Consider the following 20,217-nt stretch of genomic DNA (forward strand, 5'->3'; position numbering starts at 1 on the left):
TTACTGAAGTCATTAAAAGGAAGTAAACATGACAACGCAACGCAAAGCTTATCGCGCCAGTATTTTACACAGCGTAGCCGACCCAAAAGACGTCGGTATCGATGAGTCTTACGACTATTTTGAAGACGGTGTTTTAGTAGTTGAGAATGGCCACATCGTCGATTTGGGTCATGCCGATGACGTATTGGCGCGTCAACCTAAAACACTCGAAGTAAAAGAATACAAAGACAAACTGATCACCTCTGGTTTTATTGATACGCACATCCACTACCCTCAAACGGGGATGATCGCGTCTTACGGTGAGCAGCTTCTTGATTGGTTAGAGAATTACACCTTCCCAGAAGAAAAACGTTTCAAAAACCCAGTCTACGCACACAAAGTGGCAAAGCTATTTCTAGACGAACTGGCGAGCAACGGTACCACAACAGCTCTTGTATTCGGCACCGTACACAAAGAGTCAGTGAACGTGTTCTTTGAAGAAGCAGAGAAACGTAACCTACGTATGATCGCAGGTAAGGTTTTAATGGATCGCAATGCACCCGATTACCTCACCGACACTCCAGAATCTGGCTATGAAGATTCAAAAGAACTCATCGAGAAATGGCATAACCGCAGCCGTTTGCTTTATGCCGTGACACCTCGTTTCGCGCCAACCAGTACACCAGAACAATTGGCTACCGTTGGTAAATTGCTAGAAGAGTACCCAGATGTGTATATGCACACGCACCTTTCTGAAAACGAGAAAGAGATTGAATGGGTAAAAGAACTGTTCCCAGAGCGCGACAGCTATTTGGATGTGTATGACCACTATGGCCTACTGCACAAACGTTCGGTTTTCGCCCATGGCATTCACTTGTCTGATTGCGAATGTAAGCGCCTAGCCGACACGGAATCTGCCATTGCTTTCTGCCCGACCTCTAACCTGTTCTTAGGCTCAGGTTTATTCCGATTACCAGAAATGGAAGAGCACGGCATTCGTGTTGGTATGGGGACTGATGTCGGCGCAGGCACTAGCTTCTCAATCCTACAAACCATGAGTGAAGCCTATAAGATCATGCAGCTTCAACATAAGAAATTGCACCCAGCTAAGTCGCTATTCTTAGCCACATTAGGTGGTGCACGTTCACTGCATTTAGAAGACAAGATTGGCAACTTGGAAGTAGGAAAAGAAGCCGATTTCGTGGTGTTGGACTTACACGCCACACAATTGATGCGCTTTAGAATGGAACAAGCGACCAAGCTTGAAGAGAAGCTATTTGTATTGATGAGCCTGGGTGACGACAGAACCGTCAGCGAGACTTACATCTACGGCGAGAAAGCCTACGATGTGAATTTCAAAGATTATCAAAAGATCGTTAGCTAGACTGAAAACCGAGTAACAATCGCTAGACAGCGACAGCCGTCGTTAATTAAAAATCCGTCCAGATTTATCTAGCCTTGAAAGACCAGTTGCTGATGCCACTGGTCTTTTTTGTGCTTCATTCAAAGAAATATAAATTAACCGTTCACAAACAACGATCTTCGGTGACGCCAAGTCATTATATTGATAGGTTAATGTTTATACATATCGACTTCATACTTCACTTTAGCGTCTCTCTAAAACATTCGTTTCTCAGCTAAATGGAAGCACTCAATCTAGAAAGGAATTCTATGTTCGAACAGGTCGTCAGCATTCTGTTTCCCGTTTTTGCTTTAGCCAGTGCTGGCTTTGCGGTCGGTCGTTGGCTCAAGCCCGATTTCAAACCGATCAATCGCATCAACATGGATGTTTGTATTCCTGCTTTGGTGTTTGCATCGCTGACCACCATGCCTCTCGACACGGAACAACTGCCACTCATCACCGCCTCTTTGGTTGCGGTGTTGGTGCCTGCTTTATTGATGATACCAATCTGCAAGATCTTTAAGCTCAACTTCAAAGCTTGGGCTCCGCCACACATGTTCCGCAACAGTGGCAACCTCGCGATTCCTCTGTTCACGTATACCTTTGGCGAGAGCGCATTAGCCCCTGCTGTACTGCTGTTTGTGGTATCGGCGTGTGTCCATATTAGTGTGGGGTTAGCGTTACTAAGTGAAGGCAATCCGATCAAGCAGATCCTCAAGATGCCTATATTCTTAGCCGCAGCGTTAGCGATGACGTTCAACCTGTCTGGCATTGCAGTATGGAATCCAATCTACGAAGCCACATCGCTACTCGGCCAAGCAGCCGTGCCCATCATGCTGTTGTCGTTGGGTTCGCAAATGGTCAACTTGAAGCTAAGTGGACTCAAAGTTGGCTTGCTGTGTACGGCTCAATCGCTGTTTACTGGTGCCATCGCCTTTACCATCATCTACCTCTTTATCCCACTGCCTACGCTGCATCTACAGATGATGGTACTGTTCACCATGCTGCCACCCGCCGTGATGAACTACCTGTTTGCAGAACGCTTCAATGTCGAACCGCCCAAGGTCGCATCTATGGTGTTGTTCGGCAACTTCTTGAGCGTGGTGACTTTGCCTATTTTGCTGTCGTTCGCGCTGTCTATGTCGAACTAATTATTTGCGCACTTATCCAGTTTAAGCTCTGCCGTCACTTTAGTAAGGCGCAGAGCTATTGCAAAACAGACTAAGTAAGGACTCACATACCAGAAGAGGCTTTCTAATGGCTGCTTCACCTGCGCTTCTCTGGTTTTTATGTATTGGTTTTTCTGCTTCTCATACTGACTCAGCATACCATCCACCCACACTGCATCGCTTTCAACCAGCGACACGCTCGGCGCAGGAACCGTAAAATCCGATGCGTTGGGTAACAGGGTAAAATCGACATCTTTGAACGTGATCGCCGTATTCAAATACCACAAACACGCTTCGTGGTGCTGAGCATGATTATCTAAAGATGGCTGACCGGTGCAGGTATCACTTCTTAATTTATCCAAAGAAAACTGCTGAACCGATTCTAAAATCGCCACCGCTCTGGTTTGTTCGGTTTCAACCCAATCACCCGCTACTTTCGCACGAATCTCAGACACTGCACCCAGCATCCCGATACCCGCCAAGAACGGCCATAAATAATCCATGAGCTTCCACTTTCGACGGCTCAAATTGAACCCACACCAAATCGGAAGATGAAAAAGGAGCGTTAGCCCAAGCGATAGCAAAACGAAATTCAAGGAGCTAGAGAGCATGAGTTCGCTATCAAAGAAGTTCTTCATAATGAGAGACTTGCCTGTATAACAAAGAGAAATTTGATACTAAATTCGATATTTGAAAGGAGTGTAAGGGGAAAGTAAAAACAGCACTAAAAGTTAGAGTTTGGATAAATAACATCCAATTGAAACTTGTGGTTATTTCAAAGCCAACACATGCTCGATAAAAGCCGACTTCTTTTCACGGTACTCTTCTTGCGACCAACCTTCACAAGCCATTTTGAGGGTATTGTATTGCTGAACTAATGCCGGGTTCGCACGTAGCTTGTCACGAAACAATAGAAAGCATTCGAACTCAGAACCATTGGCGACCACTTGCAACGCCACATCATCCCCTGATGTAGACTCCAACATACACAGTTCGGGTGTTCTTAAGGTATCGAGTTTCTCATTGAAGCCGAGTGTTGTGAGTCGCTCTATAGCATCCTCAAGCTCACTAAGCTCAACACCTACGAAGATATCCAAATCGCCCTTCGACACGGCTGATGGAATAGAAGATGCGCCCACATGCTCAACTCTCGCATTAGGGATTAGCGTTTTGATGTCACGTTCGTATCGGAAAAACATCTCGTTGCAAGCCGCTTGGTATTGTTCCGCGGGGTAAAATTTCATATATCCTTACTCCGAATCACAAACTATTGAACACACCAATTGCTAACAGGAGCAACACGATGCTAATAGCTCCGATATAAGAGATTCTGGTTCGCTCTTTTTCGGTTGGAATCAATGGGGGAAAGCGCCCTAATGTGAATACTTTACAGACTATCCAGCCAGCTCCGTAACCAATGAACTCAATCAATATCGACTGAAACAGATACCTAAAGAATGAGCTCAATGCCCTAAAATACGCGACTATTAAGTCTTCCATTTTTTGTCCTAACTAAAGTCAATTTGGACTAAAAATGCCATGGGTAGAGATTCATATCAAGAACCTTATACAGGACTGCGCATGGAATTAGCTATTTGGTACTTGGTTAGATATTCAGAATTGTACAATTAGGAGAGAGATAAATAGCGCCAATAAATATTGACGCTTAACGTTCAGTTAGAAGTTTGGGAATATTTCGATAGCACATTGAGAGCTTCAATTTCATTTTGTCTAAGTAACAAACTACCGACGACCAAAATTTACTTTCAAGACATTATGATGCTCAGTCTGCTCAAACAGATTTTGACGTTTCCAAACCGGGTTTTGCTTCCAACACAAACCTGTTTTTTGAATTAATATGCCGCCACCACAATATGAAGATAAGCTCCCTGTCATTTGTATACCACCAATCTGTGAACTGTCAGGAGTAAGTTCGATTCTTGTCCCCGCGATCGTCATATTGACTTCTACAGCAGTTATTGGAAAGGTCAAGTCATCGAACACATCATAACCATACTTCTTAATTGCTTGTTCTTTACTTTTAAGCTCTATAAAACGCAAGTATAGATAGTCTCCATTAGGGTAACTAACCTCTAGCTCTTTCCCTTGAGGAGGACTTCTTAAATCAATTGGTGAGCCGATGTTTTCCCAAGAATTATCTTCAATTATAATTCGCTCTTCTGATTCTAAACTCAGCATATTTACATTCAACCGTAAATAACCATGTTCGTCTCGTACTAATGAAACTAGGTCTACATTATCGATAGTAATTATCTTTGGCGTTTCATAATAAAAGTTGCCACCTACAACTGCTAACAAGTCCTTACGTAGCCAGTCCAGACTTCCCTTAACCAAATCTGCATTTACCTTATCCCTTTTTAAAGCATGGAGTTGATCCACCGTATAAGCTCCACCATCTGCTTTCTTATGATGTTGTGCACACAAAGCGATCATACCTTCAGGCTCATTATGAGCTCTCACGCTTACTGGAGGATCAAAGTGATGGTATTCAAGATAAGGGTTTCCACACCCTTTTACTGGACAGCCAAAACCAACTTCTGTGCGAAGCACCTTCTTTACCGCTTTAGGGATAGGCTTTCGTCCCGACATATATCGTAACTCCAACTTTGAATAGTATTTAAGGTAAATCGAACATATAGTTCTGCCCGCATTTAAGCGAATATCACTAATAACATTTCATTCCGATCACTTTAATCCACATATGCACCTAGAGTCACCAACTGAATGATAAATCTGCATTACGTTTGTCCAAAAACAAAAAGCCCCGGTTATAGGAACCGGGGAAACAGGGTGGGATGAGTTTGGCGCGTGCCCGTAAACCAAACTCTCCCCAAGCCTCACCTAAGACTCATGCTCTTAGGTAAAGGATTCACATCATTATTGAAGCGTAGCGCCTTGCTCTACCCAAGTGCCGATCAGTGCGCGTTCTTCGTCAGTCATTTGAGTCATGTTGCCGAGCGGCATCACCTTGGTTGTTACAGTTTGAGCAACAATCCTTGGTACGTTGGCTTTAATTTCTTCTGGGGTATCAAACATCACACCACCTGGCGCAGCAGCAAAAGCGGCATGGCTAGGCGTTGCAGAGTGACACACTGAACAACGCTCTTGAATGACCTTGTTGATAGTTTCAAAGCTGACGCCTGCGCTCGCAGTTTGCATTGCGTGGTCTGCAGGTGCAGCTTGAGAACTAGTCGTTGAAGCGGTGTCGTTTGCAGCAAGTTCTTCTTTCGCTGATTCAGACGCGCTGACTTGCACTTCTTGAACGACTGGTGCTTGCACAACCGGAGTCATCTGTTTTTTCGCGTAAGGTGAAGTAACAAACGCAAGCGTGATCATACCCAATGCTGCAACTGGTATTGTCCATGCAAACTTCTGGCTACCATGACGGGTGTTGAAGTAGTGACGCACCAAGATACTGAAGATCGCTAAACCAGCAAGGATCAACCAGTTGTATTCCGAGCCGTAAGTGCTTGGGAAGTGGTTACTGATCATGATGAACAACACTGGCAATGTCATGTAGTTGTTGTGACGAGAACGCAGTAGGCCTTTCGCTGGCAGTGCCGGATCCGGCTCGCGCTTCTCTTCAATCGCTTTCACCAAGTTGCGCTGTGCTGGCATGATAACGCGGAATACGTTACCCACCATGATGGTACCAATGATAGCGCCAACGTGGATGTAGGCACCACGACCACTGAACACTTGGGTTAGGCCGTACGTCGCAGCGACGAGCAGCACAAACAGCACAACGCCAAGCAACACGGGTGTTTTGCCTAATGGCGAATCACACAGTAAGTCGTAGATAAACCAACCGGCAACGAATGAACCAATACCAATCGCGATTGCCGTTGTTGAATCAAGGCCAGAGCCCGGTGCAATCAGGTAAATCTCAGCGTTGAGGTAGTAAACCACACCCAGTAGACACACACCGGTGATCCACGTGAAGTAGGCTTCCCATTTAAACCAGTGCAGGTGCTCTGGCATCTCTGGTGGCGCAAGTTTGTACTTCTCTAGGTGATAAATACCACCGCCGTGAATTGCCCATAAGTCGCCTGAAAGGCCCGTTTTTGGGTTTACTCGGTTAAGGTTATTCTCTAACCAAACAAAGTAAAATGATGCGCCTATCCACGCAACACCAACAATCATGTGAGCCCAGCGTATTGCTAAGTTCAACCATTCTGTAATATGCGGATCCATAATAAACTCCTGTATCACAACGCTTTAGATAAGCGTTGCTCTTCCTTATTGTCGTCCGTTGGCAAGTCGTCCAAATGCAATGCCACGCGATCGCTGTCGAAATAAACTTCGTCACAGTTGTGCCCTTCGCCGCCTCTATCGACGATCAAGAACTGGTCTTGATCGGTGAGGGCGAGAACTGGGTGATGCCACACCCCTTTGTGGTAGTTCACTCCTTGACGACCGTTGCTCAAGAAAGCTCGGCTATTGGCTAATGTTGGATCGTCACCTTTTGGCGCAACAACAATTAAATAGGGTTGACCAAGTAATGGAATGAATGCCTGAGAGCCAAGTGGATGACGCTCTAACATTTTGATGGTCAGTGGGTAGCTCAACGGTGTGGCTTGGAAGATGCTGATGATCGCTTCTCCGTCTTGGTCTTGCACATCCGTTGTCGCTAGCTTGTGGTAGCGACGTGTTGATCCACTGTTGATCATGAAGAAATCACTATTATCGGACTCGATAACATCGCCAAACTCTGCAAAAGCCTGCTTGGTTAACGGTTCGATGGATAAACGACGTATTCCATTACTCATACTCATTTCCTTACCTATTTCGCTTTCGTACCAAACAGACGCAAACGGCTGATACCACCATCTGGGAATATGTTTGCACGTACGTGGGTAATCGCACCAAGGTCGTTTACCTCAGAAATGAATTCGTGAATCTCGTGCGCTTGCAGCTTTTGTGCAGGCAACAGTTCACGCCAGAATAGGCTTTGTGTTTCTACTTGGTCGTCGGTACCACCTTTCACGTAAGCGGCTTGAATTGAGCAGCTGTCTGGGTAGTTACCTTTGAAATGAGCAGTATCCACTACGATACGTTCGATGTTACCTGGATGACCTAGTGCCACGATAACCCAGTCGTTACCCGGTGTACGACGACGTGCTGTTTCCCAGCCATCACCCATGTTTTCACCGCGGCCAGGGCCTAAGATGTTGGCTTTGTTGCCGTAGTGCTCATCGCTACATGCCAGTGCTCGGCCACCGTGTTCAACCGATGCTAGGTCGACTTGTTGCTGAGAATCTATTGCTTCCCAATCCACACTTGGTCGGCCATAAACACGTAAACGTGCAACACCGCCATCTGGGTAGATGTTCAAACGTAGATGAGTAAATACTTGGTCACTTTCGATTGCTTCAAGATGATGATGATCACCCTGTAATGCCATTGAAGGCAGAATTTCTTGCCACTCTGTTGAGTCAGTTGGCTCACCTTGTGGTGAATAACACGCGTCAATTGATGCCGAAGGTGGGAAGTTACCTGTGAAGAATGAGGTATCAATATCAACGCCAGCAATGGTGCCAGCTAGGCCAAGGCGAACGACACAGTAGTCGTAACCTTCACCACGTTTACGTCTGCTTTCCCAACCGTCCATCCACTTGCCGTTGTCGTCGTATAAGTCGTCTTTCCACTCTGGCGCTGCGTGGCTGAGAAGACGGCTTTTATCCGCGAAAAAATCGTCTGTTGCGAAGGTAGCTTCTGCGCCGAGTTTTTCGTCTGCAAGGTTTATGTATTGTTCAAATGTTTGGGTCATGTCCGTGTAATCCTATCCAATTAATCAAGTAATAATAAAATGAGAACTCAGTGGCTTATTCGCTTATAAAGCGTGCTCTTAGCGCACTAAGACTGGGCTGAGATAGCTGTTAACTCCGTTAACTTACATATCCCAGAGACGAAACATCGCGATCTTGTTGATCTCTTGAATCGCCGTAGCAAACTCAGTTTCACTATCATTTCCTAATCGCATCTCGAACGACTCAAGAATTTGGTAACGATTGGCTCCCTTCACCGCCATGATAAAAGGGAAATTGAAGCGACTTTTGTAGCTGTTGTTGTAAGAAGTGAATTTTTCAAATTCTTCGGCGCTGCATTGGTCGATGCCCGCCCCCGCTTGTTCTTTGGTCGACGACTCGGTGAGTTCGCCGTTTACTGCTGCTCGACCGGCTAAATCCGGGTGAGCGTTGATCAAAGCCAACTGTTTGCCTTGGTCTGCACTTAACAAGGTCGATGCCATTTTCAGATGAAGGTTCTCGATATGGTCATCTTCGGCATTCAAACCTTGGTCATACACCACTTCTGCAACCCATGGGCTGTGCTCGTAAACATCAGCGAAGTGAGCGACAAAGGTATCGCGGTCCATGGTTGTTGGTTGGCATGATCGAAATTCAGTCACGTTAAGCCTCCTTGCTTCACTGCTACTTTTGCTGTTGATGATTAGCGTTATTTGGTTGATATGGATGATGTTGGTGCCAGTGGTTGGCGATATCGATTCGACGACATAGCCACACACTGTCGTGCTCTTTGACGTAATCTAAGAAGCGTCTTAATGCAGCAATACGACCGGGGCGACCAATCAGACGACAATGCAACCCAACCGACATCATTTTCGGTGCGGTTTCGCCTTCCATATAAAGGGTGTCAAACGTGTCTTTCAGATATTGGAAGAACTGCTCACCAGAGTTAAAGCCTTGCGCTGTTGAAAAACGCATGTCGTTCACATCGAGTGTATAAGGGAGCACCAATTGCGGATGACCAGTCTCTGTGTGCCAATAAGGCAGGTCATCATCATAGGCATCGGAGTCGTAAAGAAAGCCGCCTTCTTCTGCTACCAAGCGACGCGTATTCGGCCCAGTTCGACCCGTGTACCAACCTTGTGGGCGCTGACCCGTCACTTGTTGGATGATCTCAATCGCTTTGGTCATGTGGTCGCGCTCTTCAGACTCATCAATGTATTGATAATCTATCCAGCGATAACCGTGGCTACAGATTTCGTGCCCCGCTTCGACCATGGCTTTGGCTACGTCTGGGTGACGCTCAATCGCCATTGCAACCGCAAAGACGGTCAGTGGGATTTCATATTCATCGAACAAGCGAAGAACACGCCATACACCCGCACGGCTACCATATTCATAAATGGATTCCATGCTCATGTGACGTTCGCCTTTGATCGGCTGTGCTGACGGGATCTCTGAAAGAAAGGCTTCAGACTCGTCGTCTCCATGTAACAAACAACGCTCACCGCCCTCTTCATAGTTCAATACAAAAGAAACCGCGACGCGCGCATTACCTGGCCATTGAGGGTTTGGAGGGTTAGCTCCGTAACCGATCAAATTTCTTGAATAATCCTTATTCATCCAAGTACTCCTAACATAAGTGGTTGGCTTAGCCGCTCTTTCGTTGGTTCATCAAAATGAATCAGTGAATGGATTTTCCAAAAACCGAGCAACCTTACCCCTGTACATTTATTGTATACAATTATTTATCTCAATGTAAAGATTTTGTTATTCAAGTTAATTTTTCTTATTCAAACCATTTAAAAACAACACCTTAATAATGCAACCCTCGACCAAAAACCAATAACCCACATCTAAAAAGTCAGAAAAAACGACCAAATAGTTAACACTTTTCCAACAATTCGCTTTACTAATTGTATACAGTTCGTACATAGTTAGTGATAACAAAGTGACCAGTTGCATTCTTTGCAGGGTCGAATTACACAGATAAACCACGGAACAGAGGAGCGCCAAAAGCGCTATTAAAGGACTATGGGAAGACTAACAACACACGTATTAGACACTACTCACGGCTTACCGGGTACAGAGATCAAGGTCGAGCTTTATAAGGTCAACGAAGGCTCAACAGAAAAGCTGGCGACGGTACTCACTAACTCCGATGGCCGAACCGATGCGCCGATTCTGGCAGGGAATGATTTCAGACCGGGGAAATACCAATTGGTGTTTTACGTCGCCGATTACTACAGAAGCAAAGGCGTGGAGCTGGATGGCGTGCCCTTCCTAGATGATGTGGTTATTCGCTTTGGTCTAGATGATCCAGACGCGCACTACCACGTTCCTCTTCTCGTCTCGCCTTACAGTTTCTCAACCTATCGGGGCAGTTAGTCCCGTGACCTAGAACTTCGAACTAGGCTCAACCGACAAATATTAAACAGATTCACGTGTACACCCCAAAAGGTGTGCACCCACTAAACACGCTCATATAAAAATACTAACAACGTTATTAGTTAGAAGTTGATGACTAAACAACAGATAACTAAAGAAATAGCGGCTAGGAAAAAACCTTAAAACTTAATATTGAAATGTCGCTGTATTCAATAAATGGATCACAACATAAAAGGACTTGCTGACATGAGTGAGAGTAAAACAGAAATACTCAACCAAGATGCGAACAACGGAATTTTAGAGAAGTTTTTTAAAATTAAGGCCCACGGAAGTAGCGTAAAAAATGAGTTAGTCGGTGGTGTCACCACCTTCGCAACCATGGCTTACATCATCTTCGTTAACCCACAAATCATGGCCGCTTCAGGCATGGATTCAGGCGCGGTATTCGTCGCGACCTGTATTGGTGCTGCGATCGGTTGTTTGTTAATGGGGCTATTTGCGAACTGGCCTGTCGGACTTGCGCCGGGCATGGGCTTGAACGCCTTCTTCTCGTTCACAGTAGTAAGCGAAATGGGCTACAGCTGGGAAGTGGCACTGGGTGCGGTGTTTATCTCAGGTATCTTGTTCGTCGGGATGAGCTTCTACAAAGTCCGCCAATGGATCATTGAAAGTATCCCAGTGAGTCTGCGTTACTCCATGACAGCCGGTGTTGGCTTGTTTTTGGGTCTGATTGGCTTAAAAACAGCAGGTATCGTCGTCGAAAACCCAGCAACTTTGGTGTCACTAGGCGACTTCACTAAACCAGAAGCGCTACTGGCTGCTATCGCGTTCCTTATCATTGCAGTTCTCAGTGAGCGTAAAGTCTTTGGTGCGGTGCTGATCGGTATTTTGAGTGTAACGCTCGTCGGCATGATGCTTGGCTTAGTGCATTACAACGGCTTCTTCGCGGCGCCACCAAGTTTAGCGCCTACATTCCTAAAAATGGACATTATGGGTGCACTTGATGTTTCGATGATCAGCGTTATCTTGGCTTTCCTTTTTGTAAACATGTTCGATACCGCGGGTACTTTGATGGGCGTGGCTGAGCGTGCAAATCTGACGAACCCAGAAACAGGCAAGATCGAAGGTCTGAGCAAAGCGCTGAAAGCCGACAGTATTTCAAGTGTGGCAGGTGCGTGTGTGGGTTGTCCGCCAGTAACCAGTTACGTAGAAAGTGCAGCGGGCGTTGCAGCAGGCGCACGAACTGGCCTATCTGCGATTGTGGTTGGTGTGTTGTTCTTAGCGGCGATTTTCCTATCTCCACTTGCAGGAATGATCCCAGCTTACGCAACCTCTGGCGCGTTGATTTACGTGGCGTTCGTGATGATGAGCAGCATGCAACACGTTGATTGGAAAGACTTCACCAACGGTGCACCTGCAGCCATTACCGCGTTAATGATGCCACTGACGTTCTCTATCGCGAATGGTATCGCACTGGGTTTCATTACCTACACAGTGCTGAAATTGGCGACAGGTAAAACAAAAGATGTATCAATTTCGATGTACTTCCTAGCGGCTATCTTCATCGCCAAGCTGGTGTTCATCGGCTAATCACCCAACGTAACTATCGCTTGGTCTGTTCGCAGGCCGAGCTATCAAGAAACAGGTTACAACACCATTTTTAAGAAAAAGCTAATTGTACTAATCAGCGGAACGCACAAACATCCGCTCGGTTAGTGCACCTTTTTTATGACCCTACGCAGTTTGTAGAAGTCATTATTTGACCGCCAATCGCCTGTAAACGGAAACGCAGGCAGAGGAATATCAAATGAAACTTCTGTACACCCTAAATGAAAGACCGCCTCATGGGCTAACCCTCCTACTCGCACTGCAACACATGCTCGCCTCAATTGGTGGCATCGTCGCTGTTCCCCTTATTGTCGGCGCTTCTATCGGCCTACCTAACACAGAGATCGTCTCACTGATCAACGCTGCGCTACTGGCGTCAGGTATTGTGACCGTCGCTCAATGTCTTGGTTTCGGCCCTGTCGGTATTCGACTGCCCGTTGTAATGGGTTCAAGCTTTGCCTTTTTGGGTGTGGCCATTTCAATCGGTAACGAAGGTGGCGTCGCCGCTATTATGGGCTCGGCACTTATCGGCTCATTCGTGGTAATTGGTGCCAGCTTCTACATGGACAAGGTTCGGAAACTGTTCCCAACCGTGGTAAGTGGTGTGGTGGTTACCTTAATCGGTTTAACCATTTTACCGGTTGCCATGAATTGGGTCGGAGACTCTCCTGCCAACACAGAACAATTCGCGACCTTACCAAAGCTGTTTCTAGCCCTTGTATCGCTAGGCATCGTGGTCGGCGTATCGGTTTACTGTAAAGGCGCGGTTGCAGCTTCAGCTATCGTGATTGGTTTAGCGGGCGGTTACATTGTGGCGCTATCGCTTGGCATGGTCGACCTTGAGCAAATCAGTTCTGCCGCTTGGGTTGGTGGTCCTGAGCCCTTCAAATATGGCTTTACCTTTTCTGCGAGTGCCATCATCAGCATGAGCCTGGTGTACATCGTGGTTATCGCTGAAGCAACGGGTGATTTCATGGCACTCGGTAACAACTGCCAAACCCAAGTATCCGGTAAAGACTTAAAACGTGGTCTTCTAGGCGATGGCCTTGGCAGTACCTTATCTTCAATTTTAACGGCAATGCCATTGGCGTCATTCAGTCAAAACGTCGGTATTGTGGGAATCACAGGTGTAGCGAGTCGCTATGTAGTGGCTGCAACCGGTGGTTTGTTGATTTTAGGTGGTTTATTCCCGAAACTAGCCGCTATTGCCGTCACGATTCCTAAACCTGTTCTGGGTGGTGTGGGTTTCGTGATGTTCGGTATGATCGCTTACGCGGGTATCCGCATGTTGATCAAGGCCGCAGACACCAAGCGAAATGCCTTGGTAATCTGTGTTGGTTTGGCATCTGGTTTGGCCGTCACTTTCGAACCAAGATTGCTGCAACACTTGCCGCATGACCTTGCGAACTTTCTTCACTCTGGCATCACTACCGGTACTATCATGACGGTGCTATTGAACCTTGTTTTACCAAAGTCTTCACGAGCAGAAGAGCAAGAGGCACTGGCCGAAAGCCAAGCGCAAGTTGAGCTAGAAATGAAAGAGCAAGCTGAAGAAGAACGACACTCAGACGAGCAATTAGAGATTCAACAAGCAAGCACAGAAGCAGACGTTCAAGCGGCATCAGAGAACCCTGAGCCCAAAGCGAACTAACTGGTTCACTGATTAACGTAAAACCGATTTCCGTAGGATCAGGGCTGATTAGAGCATTAAACGTTTTAACGACCCTGATTCGAATTTATCTATCAACAGCAAATACCAATAAAGACCCTCTTCCCTGAAAAGGCTGAGATGGCTAAGGACTACTATGAATGGAAACCATCTGGATTAAGAATCCTCTCGCAATCTACACTGGCTCACTGGCTGATGCAGAAGGCGGTATTGTCATTAAAGGTAATACAATCATTGAGCTGGTTGGTAAACACAAAGAACCAACCTTACCCGCAGATTACAGCGTCGACGCCTCTCGTCATGTTGTGACTCCAGGGCTTATCAATGCGCACCACCACTTCTATCAAACCCTAACGCGTGCCTACCCCGGCGCACTCAATAAAGAACTCTTCCATTGGCTACAAAGCTTATACCCGGTTTGGGCCAACCTCGACTCTGAGATGATGAACCTTGCTACAGAGCTGGCGCTGGTTGAGTTAATGATGTCGGGCTGTACCACCGCCTCTGATCACCATTACTTACTACCGAATGGGCTTGAGCACGCCATCGATTTACAAGTTGAGGTGGCAGAGAAGCTTGGCGTGAGAGCGATATTTACGCGCGGCTCCATGAGCCTAGGGGAAGATGAAGGTGGATTACCTCCACGACACACCATTCAAACCGAACAAACCATCATTGATGACAGCCAACGCTTGATTCGCGATTACCACCAGCGCGATGAAGGAGCGATGATTCAAATCGCACTCGCGCCTTGTTCGCCGTTCTCAGTCACTACCGATCTAATGAAAGAGACCGCCAAGATCAGTGAGCGTGAGAACGTAATGATGCACACGCACCTATGCGAAACCTTGGATGAAGAAGACTTCTGTATTGAGAAGTTTGGCCTGCGCCCTGTCGATTACCTAGAAGATGTCGGCTGGCTGAATGAACGCACTTGGCTTGCACACGGCATTCACTTCAATCCAGAAGAGATCAAGCGCTTGGGTAAAGCAGGCATTGGTATCAGCCACTGCCCTACGTCCAACATGATGTTGGCTTCCGGTATTTGTAAGAACAACGATCTTGAAGCCGCTGGCGTTAAAGTCGGGCTAGGCGTGGATGGTTCAGCCTCGAATGACGGCTCCAACATGATCGCCGAAGTGCGCATGGCGATGTACTTACAGCGCCTGCAATATGGTTCTGCCAATGTTTCACACTTCGACGCACTGCGTTGGGCAACATCAGGCTCAGCCGCCGCAATGGGTAGAACCGACATTGGTACACTAGAAGTCGGAAAACAAGCCGACCTCGCGATGTTCAAGCTCGATGATATTCGCTTCTCTGGTAGCCACGACCCACTGGCCGCATTGCTACTTTGTGGTGCTCAACAAGCGGATAAAGTGATGGTAGCAGGTAGGTGGCGCGTTAACGATGGTGCCGTGATTGGCGTAGACATGGAGCAACTGATGCACCGCCACCACGCCGCGGCGATGAAGCTCGGTAAGCTGGCGATGAATAACTAGAGTTTCTATATTTTGAACTCACTGAAAACAAAAGGCCGACGTGATGTCGGCCTTTCTTGTTTATTCATTCTATTCGATTTTGGAATCCGATTTATGTCTTAATCCATCAAGCTCTTAGACTTAATCGCCTTCTTAGAAAGCTCTTTCGCGAACTCAGTAATGTCTGCTTCGAACTCATCGACGCTTTGGCGGATGTCATCCAGTTGAACGGTTTGCATAACTCGGTTTTCCATTACGACTTGGCCGTTAACGATAGTGGTGTCTATGTTGCTTGGGTTCGCTTGGTAAACCAGTGTCGCGTATGGGTCGTAACTTGGCATCATGTTCGCTGATTGTGTCTCTACAATCACGATATCTGCTTTCTTACCCACTTCAAGAGAACCAATTTGGTCTTCCATGTGTAAGGCTTTTGCGCCGCCTAATGTTGCCATCTCAATGACTTGTTCAGGGATCATGATGGTGCGGTCTGAATGCTTTAAGCGTTGCATGTTTGCTGCGTAGCTTAATGTGCGCATGATATCGACTTGGTTAGAGCTCATCGGGCCGTCGGTTCCTAAGCCAATGCGCATGTCAGCACGATACATATCCCATGCAGGTGCAATGCCTGTCGCACCTTTGGCGTTCGCCATTGGGTTGTATGAGATACCCGCGTCAGCTTGCTTGAGAAGCTTTTGGTCATTTTCTGAAAGGTGGATGCCGTGAGCAATCACTACACGCTCATCCAGTACGCCGATTTCATCCATGTATTCGACTGGCGATGTCGCTTTGGTTTCATCTTTGATGCGCTTCTCTTCATTCGGGAATTCAGCAACGTGAATCAGCACCGGCACATCGTATTGAGCAGACAGTTTATTGATTTCTTGTAGCTTATCTTTGCTCACGGTGTACACCGCATGTGGCGCATACGCAGGCGTGATTAGCTCATCGTTATTGTATTGTTCGATAAAGCCTTTAGCGTATTCAATGCCGCCGTAAGGTTCTTTGGCATCGACCACTGGAAACTTAATCACAGTTTCACCGAGCACGGCACGCAAGCCGACTTCTTTGGTCGCCTTGGCCATTTCGTCCATGTGGTAGTACATATCGGCGTAAGTGGTCACACCGCTTTGTGCCAATTCGATAGAGCCAAGCTTGGTTGCATTGTAAATCAGCTCACGGCTAAGCTTTTCAGCTTCTAGAGGGAAGAAGTAAGCGAACAAGCGGTTCGAGATGCCCTCTTCGCCTAAGCCACGAAACGCAATCATAGGTAAATGGTTGTGCGCGTTGACCATGCCGGGCATGACGATTCCATCTTGAGCATCAATCACTTTTTCAGCGCGGTATTGAGTCATCAAATCCTCGTTACCGACTGCGATAATCTGGTCGTCTTTCACCACTACGACACCGTCTTCAATCACATCCATTTCTGAATTGATCGTTAGAACCTGTCCGTTGGTGATGATCAGATCGGCGTTGTATGTTTGCGTCGCGACCGTCGAACCACAGCCTGCCAGTAGAACTGCGCTGATGGTGCATGCCAAGCTTTTAAGCGTCATTACTAAACCTATATGTTGTGCGTGTAATATTGTTAGCAGGTTAGTCCTTTCTTTTAGAAAAAAGAGCACCGCTAAATTTTTGCGACACTATAACCTTACCTTTAAATAAAATGGCATACCTAATCGAGCCAAATTCAAGATAAATGAGTTATTGCACAACAGGTCACAAAACCGCGCGTCATCACTCACTACTGTTAGCTCGAGAAAAGAACAACGCGTACATTGCAGGAATCACCAAGAGCACAACTGGCAAAGAGAACAACAAACCATAGCCCAGCGTAAGCGACATTGGCCCCATAAACACGTCCGTTCCGCCTAACCCATACGCCAGAGGAAGTAAGCCAGCAACCGTGGTCACTGATGTCATCACAATCGGGCGCAGGCGACTGGCCGCGGCTTGAGTTACGGCGTCTATTGCCTCTAAACCTTCGGTTCTTAGCTCGTTGATTCGGTTAATCAGCACTAGTGAGTTGTTGACCACCACGCCTGTCATGCCGAGAACACCAATCAAACCAAACAAAGACATCGGCTGCATGTGAACCACGAGTGCCATCAAAGACGCCATAATCGCAAACGGGATAACCGCCATAATCAGCAGCGGTTGCAACAATGAGTTAAACATCACCGCCAACACGAAATAGATCGCCACCATCGCCGCAGGGAAGACCACCATAAAGCCACTCATGGTTTCGTTGGTGCTTTCTGCTTCGCCGCCAACGCTGATGGTCACGTTCGATGGGTATTGACCGTTGAGCTCTGTGATTAGCTCATCGGATAATGCGACAGGGCTAATGCTCTCGTCAGATAAAGCCGCTGATACCGTCACTTCACGCTTCCCGTTGTAATGCTTAATCAGACGCGGAATTTCTATCTGTTCAACCGTTGCTAATCGACTCAGTGGTACTTGATGCCCATCTGCGGTGTAGATTTTAGTCGTTTTCAGTTTCTCGATATCGCGAAATTGCTCATCCAGTACCACACGAATATCGACCTCTTGATCGCCAAGCCAAGTGGATGTCACGCTGTTTCCATCAAAGCCGACTCGCAGTGCATTCGATAAGTCACTCACCGTTAAGTTGTATTTCGCCAGCCAGTGATATTGAGGAACGATATTCAGCTGAGGATCTTTCAGTTCCTCACTATGATTGACGCTTGTCACTCCTTGGTAATCTTTTAGCCAAGCCATCACCAAATCCACGGTTTGATTGCGTTCGCTCTCGGTTCCGCCAAGAACTCGAACCTCGACAGGCTCACCGGGAGGCGGACCACCAGCATCAATTGAGAACTTAATAAACATACCTTCAGACACCACTTTCAACTCTTCATTAAGTTCCGCAATAATCTGTTCTGCTGAACGGCTGCGCTGATCAAAGTTCGTTAAATTAATGACGCCTTGCGACACCGGTGATGAGTAAACCAATTCATAGCTAACCAGTTCCGTTTCCGGCAGGGATTCGATCGCTTGCTCTATCGACAGATGGGCTTCTCGCACCTTGCTTAGCGGCGTGCCTGCCTTCACTTCGGTGTACACCTCAATGTATTTACCCGCTTCTGTTGGGAAGATATCTACTTTCAACGAAGACACCAAAAAGCCAGAAACGGCGAAGCCAACCAACGCCAATGCAATCACTGACTTCTTGTAGTTCAGGGCGAAATTGAGCAGCGAACGGTAGTGGTTCGCTATCCATTCAAATCGATCCTTTTCTTGAGGTTTTGGGGTGCTCTCTTTTGCAGAAGCCAAGTGTGCAGGCAGCGTGAGCGTACATTCAATGAATGAGAACACGAGCGCTGCAATTACGGTAATCGGAATCACAGCAACCGCCTTGCCCATAGTGCCCGGAATAAACATCATCGGGATAAACACTAAGGCAGTGGTTACTAGGCTCGCCATCAATGGCTTGATCACCTTTAGCGTCCCCGACACCGCAGCATCGACACCTTTCTTGCCCGCTTCTTTTTCTTGAAAAATACTTTCCGCGATGATCACTGAGTCATCAACGATAATGCCGATCACCAACAACAATGCAGCCAATGTGAGGCTGTCTAAATTCAGCCCCATAATCGGCAAAACCATCATCACACCGAACACACAAAACGGGATAGAAACCGACACCCAAAAGGCGACGCGTCGTTGCAGAATCATGCTCAAGATCAGCAAAACCAACACCAGACCGATTGCACCATTGGCGGCTACAATCGAGAACTTCTCGCCCATATCTTTACCAAGATCGAGGCTGGTCTGGAAGATGAATTGATGACCAATGCGTTCGCTTTCTTTGTCCAACAACGCTTTGATACTTTCGATGGTAGCAGTCACATCGGCGCTGCCACTGTTTGTGATTGAGAAAATCACCGCTTCTTTCCCGCTCAAAACAGGATCTTCAGTTGCTCGCGCAAAGGTATCAATCACCGTTGCCACATCAGACACACGCACGACCTGACCTGAATCCAGCGCTTTGATTACGATGTCAGAAATATCACCGGTCGAGGCCACTTTGGTCATGGTGACGATCTTCTGCTCTTGACTCCACGACTCTACAAAACCACCCGATTGCGACAAATTGTGTTGCTCTATCGCGGTACTGACGTCATTGAAGGCAACTTGGTAACGACGTGCTTTTTCCGGGTCAACTTCAACCCAAAACTCTCGATCGTTAAAGCCAGAAAGCTTGATAGCACCAACGCCACCAAGGTTGTTGATTCTCTTTTCTAGCTGATACGCGTAGTGCTGCAATGAAGCGGGATCGGTGTTGCTGTCTGATAAGCTCACGCCAAAATGGTACACATCCAAAGAAGAGGTTTTCTGCTGAGTCACAACCGGTGGAGCATCTATATCTTTCGGTAGGTTTCCGACTCGATCGACCGCTTGCTGAATATCTCGCAAGATCACCGCTGGGTCTTCACCGGGTAGATATTCGACCTCGATAAAAGAGCGCCCTTCTGATGATTCAGACGAAAAATAGGCAATGCCATCCACTGAGCGAAGCTCTTTCTCTATCGGGTTGGTGATGTTGAGTTCAATGTCTTGAGCCGTTGCACCGGGATAGATGGTTTCGATTTCCGCCGTGTCCATCGCAACATCGGGATACTCTTGTAAATTGAGCTGTATTAACGACATAGCACCCGTTAGCAACACCATTACCGTAATGATTCGAGCTAAAAATTGACGATTCGCGAAGTATGCTAAAAAGTTCATC

General features: G+C 46.9%; 17 protein-coding genes. 6 read left to right on the forward strand and 11 right to left on the reverse strand.

All coding sequences use genetic code 11. From position 1 onward, the window contains the following. Nucleotides 1-28: 28 nt before the first annotated feature. Nucleotides 29-1,363 (forward strand): guanine deaminase, encoded by a 1,335-nt coding sequence (guaD, locus tag AB6E85_RS00660; protein WP_372141011.1) that lies wholly within the window; start codon nucleotides 29-31, stop codon nucleotides 1,361-1,363. A 287-nt stretch (nucleotides 1,364-1,650) separates the two neighbouring features. Beyond that, a complete protein-coding gene (locus AB6E85_RS00665; RefSeq protein WP_372141013.1) occupies nucleotides 1,651-2,532 on the forward strand; it encodes an AEC family transporter in 882 nt (293 codons plus the stop codon). Here AB6E85_RS00665 and AB6E85_RS00670 read toward each other — a convergent pair. The 9 genes from AB6E85_RS00670 to puuE form a co-directional block, all read right to left on the reverse strand. Continuing rightward, nucleotides 2,529-3,053 (reverse strand): hypothetical protein, encoded by a 525-nt coding sequence (locus tag AB6E85_RS00670; protein WP_048613707.1) that lies wholly within the window; start codon nucleotides 3,051-3,053, stop codon nucleotides 2,529-2,531. The genes AB6E85_RS00665 and AB6E85_RS00670 overlap by 4 nt on opposite strands. 267 nt (nucleotides 3,054-3,320) lie before the next feature. Continuing rightward, complete coding sequence (locus AB6E85_RS00675; protein ID WP_372141015.1) at nucleotides 3,321-3,794, reverse strand: GrpB family protein; 474 nt, start codon at nucleotides 3,792-3,794, stop codon at nucleotides 3,321-3,323. A gap of 16 nt (nucleotides 3,795-3,810) precedes the next feature. Continuing rightward, nucleotides 3,811-4,050, reverse strand: a complete 240-nt coding sequence (locus tag AB6E85_RS00680) for a hypothetical protein (protein ID WP_017086627.1) — start codon at nucleotides 4,048-4,050, stop codon at nucleotides 3,811-3,813. Between the two features lie 243 nt (nucleotides 4,051-4,293). After that, entirely contained in the window at nucleotides 4,294-5,160 is an 867-nt protein-coding gene (locus AB6E85_RS00685) for an HNH endonuclease (protein WP_372141016.1), read from the reverse strand. Between the two features lie 288 nt (nucleotides 5,161-5,448). Continuing rightward, nucleotides 5,449-6,765: a urate hydroxylase PuuD gene (locus AB6E85_RS00690; protein ID WP_372141018.1), complete on the reverse strand. Its 1,317-nt coding sequence runs from the start codon at nucleotides 6,763-6,765 to the stop codon at nucleotides 5,449-5,451. A gap of 14 nt (nucleotides 6,766-6,779) precedes the next feature. Beyond that, the gene (locus AB6E85_RS00695; protein ID WP_372141019.1) at nucleotides 6,780-7,340 is read right to left on the reverse strand and encodes an ureidoglycolate lyase; all 561 of its coding nucleotides are present in this window, start codon (nucleotides 7,338-7,340) and stop codon (nucleotides 6,780-6,782) included. A gap of 14 nt (nucleotides 7,341-7,354) precedes the next feature. After that, on the reverse strand, nucleotides 7,355-8,341 hold the full coding sequence (gene alc, locus AB6E85_RS00700) for an allantoicase (protein WP_017083065.1): 987 nt from the start codon (nucleotides 8,339-8,341) through the stop codon (nucleotides 7,355-7,357). Nucleotides 8,342-8,464: 123 nt separating this feature from the next. Then, entirely contained in the window at nucleotides 8,465-8,980 is a 516-nt protein-coding gene (uraD, locus tag AB6E85_RS00705; protein ID WP_048613965.1) for a 2-oxo-4-hydroxy-4-carboxy-5-ureidoimidazoline decarboxylase, read from the reverse strand. Between the two features lie 22 nt (nucleotides 8,981-9,002). Next, on the reverse strand, nucleotides 9,003-9,941 hold the full coding sequence (gene puuE / locus AB6E85_RS00710) for an allantoinase PuuE (protein WP_372141020.1): 939 nt from the start codon (nucleotides 9,939-9,941) through the stop codon (nucleotides 9,003-9,005). A gap of 411 nt (nucleotides 9,942-10,352) precedes the next feature. Here puuE and uraH point away from each other — a divergent pair, with 411 nt between their 5' ends. From uraH to AB6E85_RS00730, 4 genes are all read left to right on the forward strand, one after another. After that, nucleotides 10,353-10,706, forward strand: coding sequence for a hydroxyisourate hydrolase (gene uraH / locus AB6E85_RS00715; RefSeq protein WP_050651281.1), 354 nt, complete (start codon nucleotides 10,353-10,355; stop codon nucleotides 10,704-10,706). Between the two features lie 246 nt (nucleotides 10,707-10,952). Next, nucleotides 10,953-12,296 carry an NCS2 family permease gene (locus AB6E85_RS00720; RefSeq protein WP_048611821.1) on the forward strand — a complete coding sequence of 448 codons (1,344 nt, stop codon included), beginning with the start codon at nucleotides 10,953-10,955 and terminating at the stop codon, nucleotides 12,294-12,296. A 217-nt stretch (nucleotides 12,297-12,513) separates the two neighbouring features. After that, the gene (locus AB6E85_RS00725) at nucleotides 12,514-13,965 is read left to right on the forward strand and encodes a nucleobase:cation symporter-2 family protein (RefSeq protein ID WP_372141021.1); all 1,452 of its coding nucleotides are present in this window, start codon (nucleotides 12,514-12,516) and stop codon (nucleotides 13,963-13,965) included. Between the two features lie 158 nt (nucleotides 13,966-14,123). Further along, nucleotides 14,124-15,485 carry an 8-oxoguanine deaminase gene (locus AB6E85_RS00730; protein ID WP_372141023.1) on the forward strand — a complete coding sequence of 454 codons (1,362 nt, stop codon included), beginning with the start codon at nucleotides 14,124-14,126 and terminating at the stop codon, nucleotides 15,483-15,485. Nucleotides 15,486-15,583: 98 nt separating this feature from the next. Here the strand turns inward: AB6E85_RS00730 and AB6E85_RS00735 are convergent, their stop codons facing one another. Continuing rightward, entirely contained in the window at nucleotides 15,584-17,020 is a 1,437-nt protein-coding gene (locus AB6E85_RS00735) for an amidohydrolase (protein WP_372141025.1), read from the reverse strand. A gap of 181 nt (nucleotides 17,021-17,201) precedes the next feature. Further along, entirely contained in the window at nucleotides 17,202-20,216 is a 3,015-nt protein-coding gene (locus AB6E85_RS00740; protein ID WP_372141026.1) for an efflux RND transporter permease subunit, read from the reverse strand. Nucleotide 20,217: the final 1 nt, after the last annotated feature.

Origin of the sequence: Vibrio sp. 10N.247.311.51 (assembly GCF_041467855.1) — a bacterium.
Lineage (GTDB): Bacteria > Pseudomonadota > Gammaproteobacteria > Enterobacterales > Vibrionaceae > Vibrio > Vibrio coralliirubri.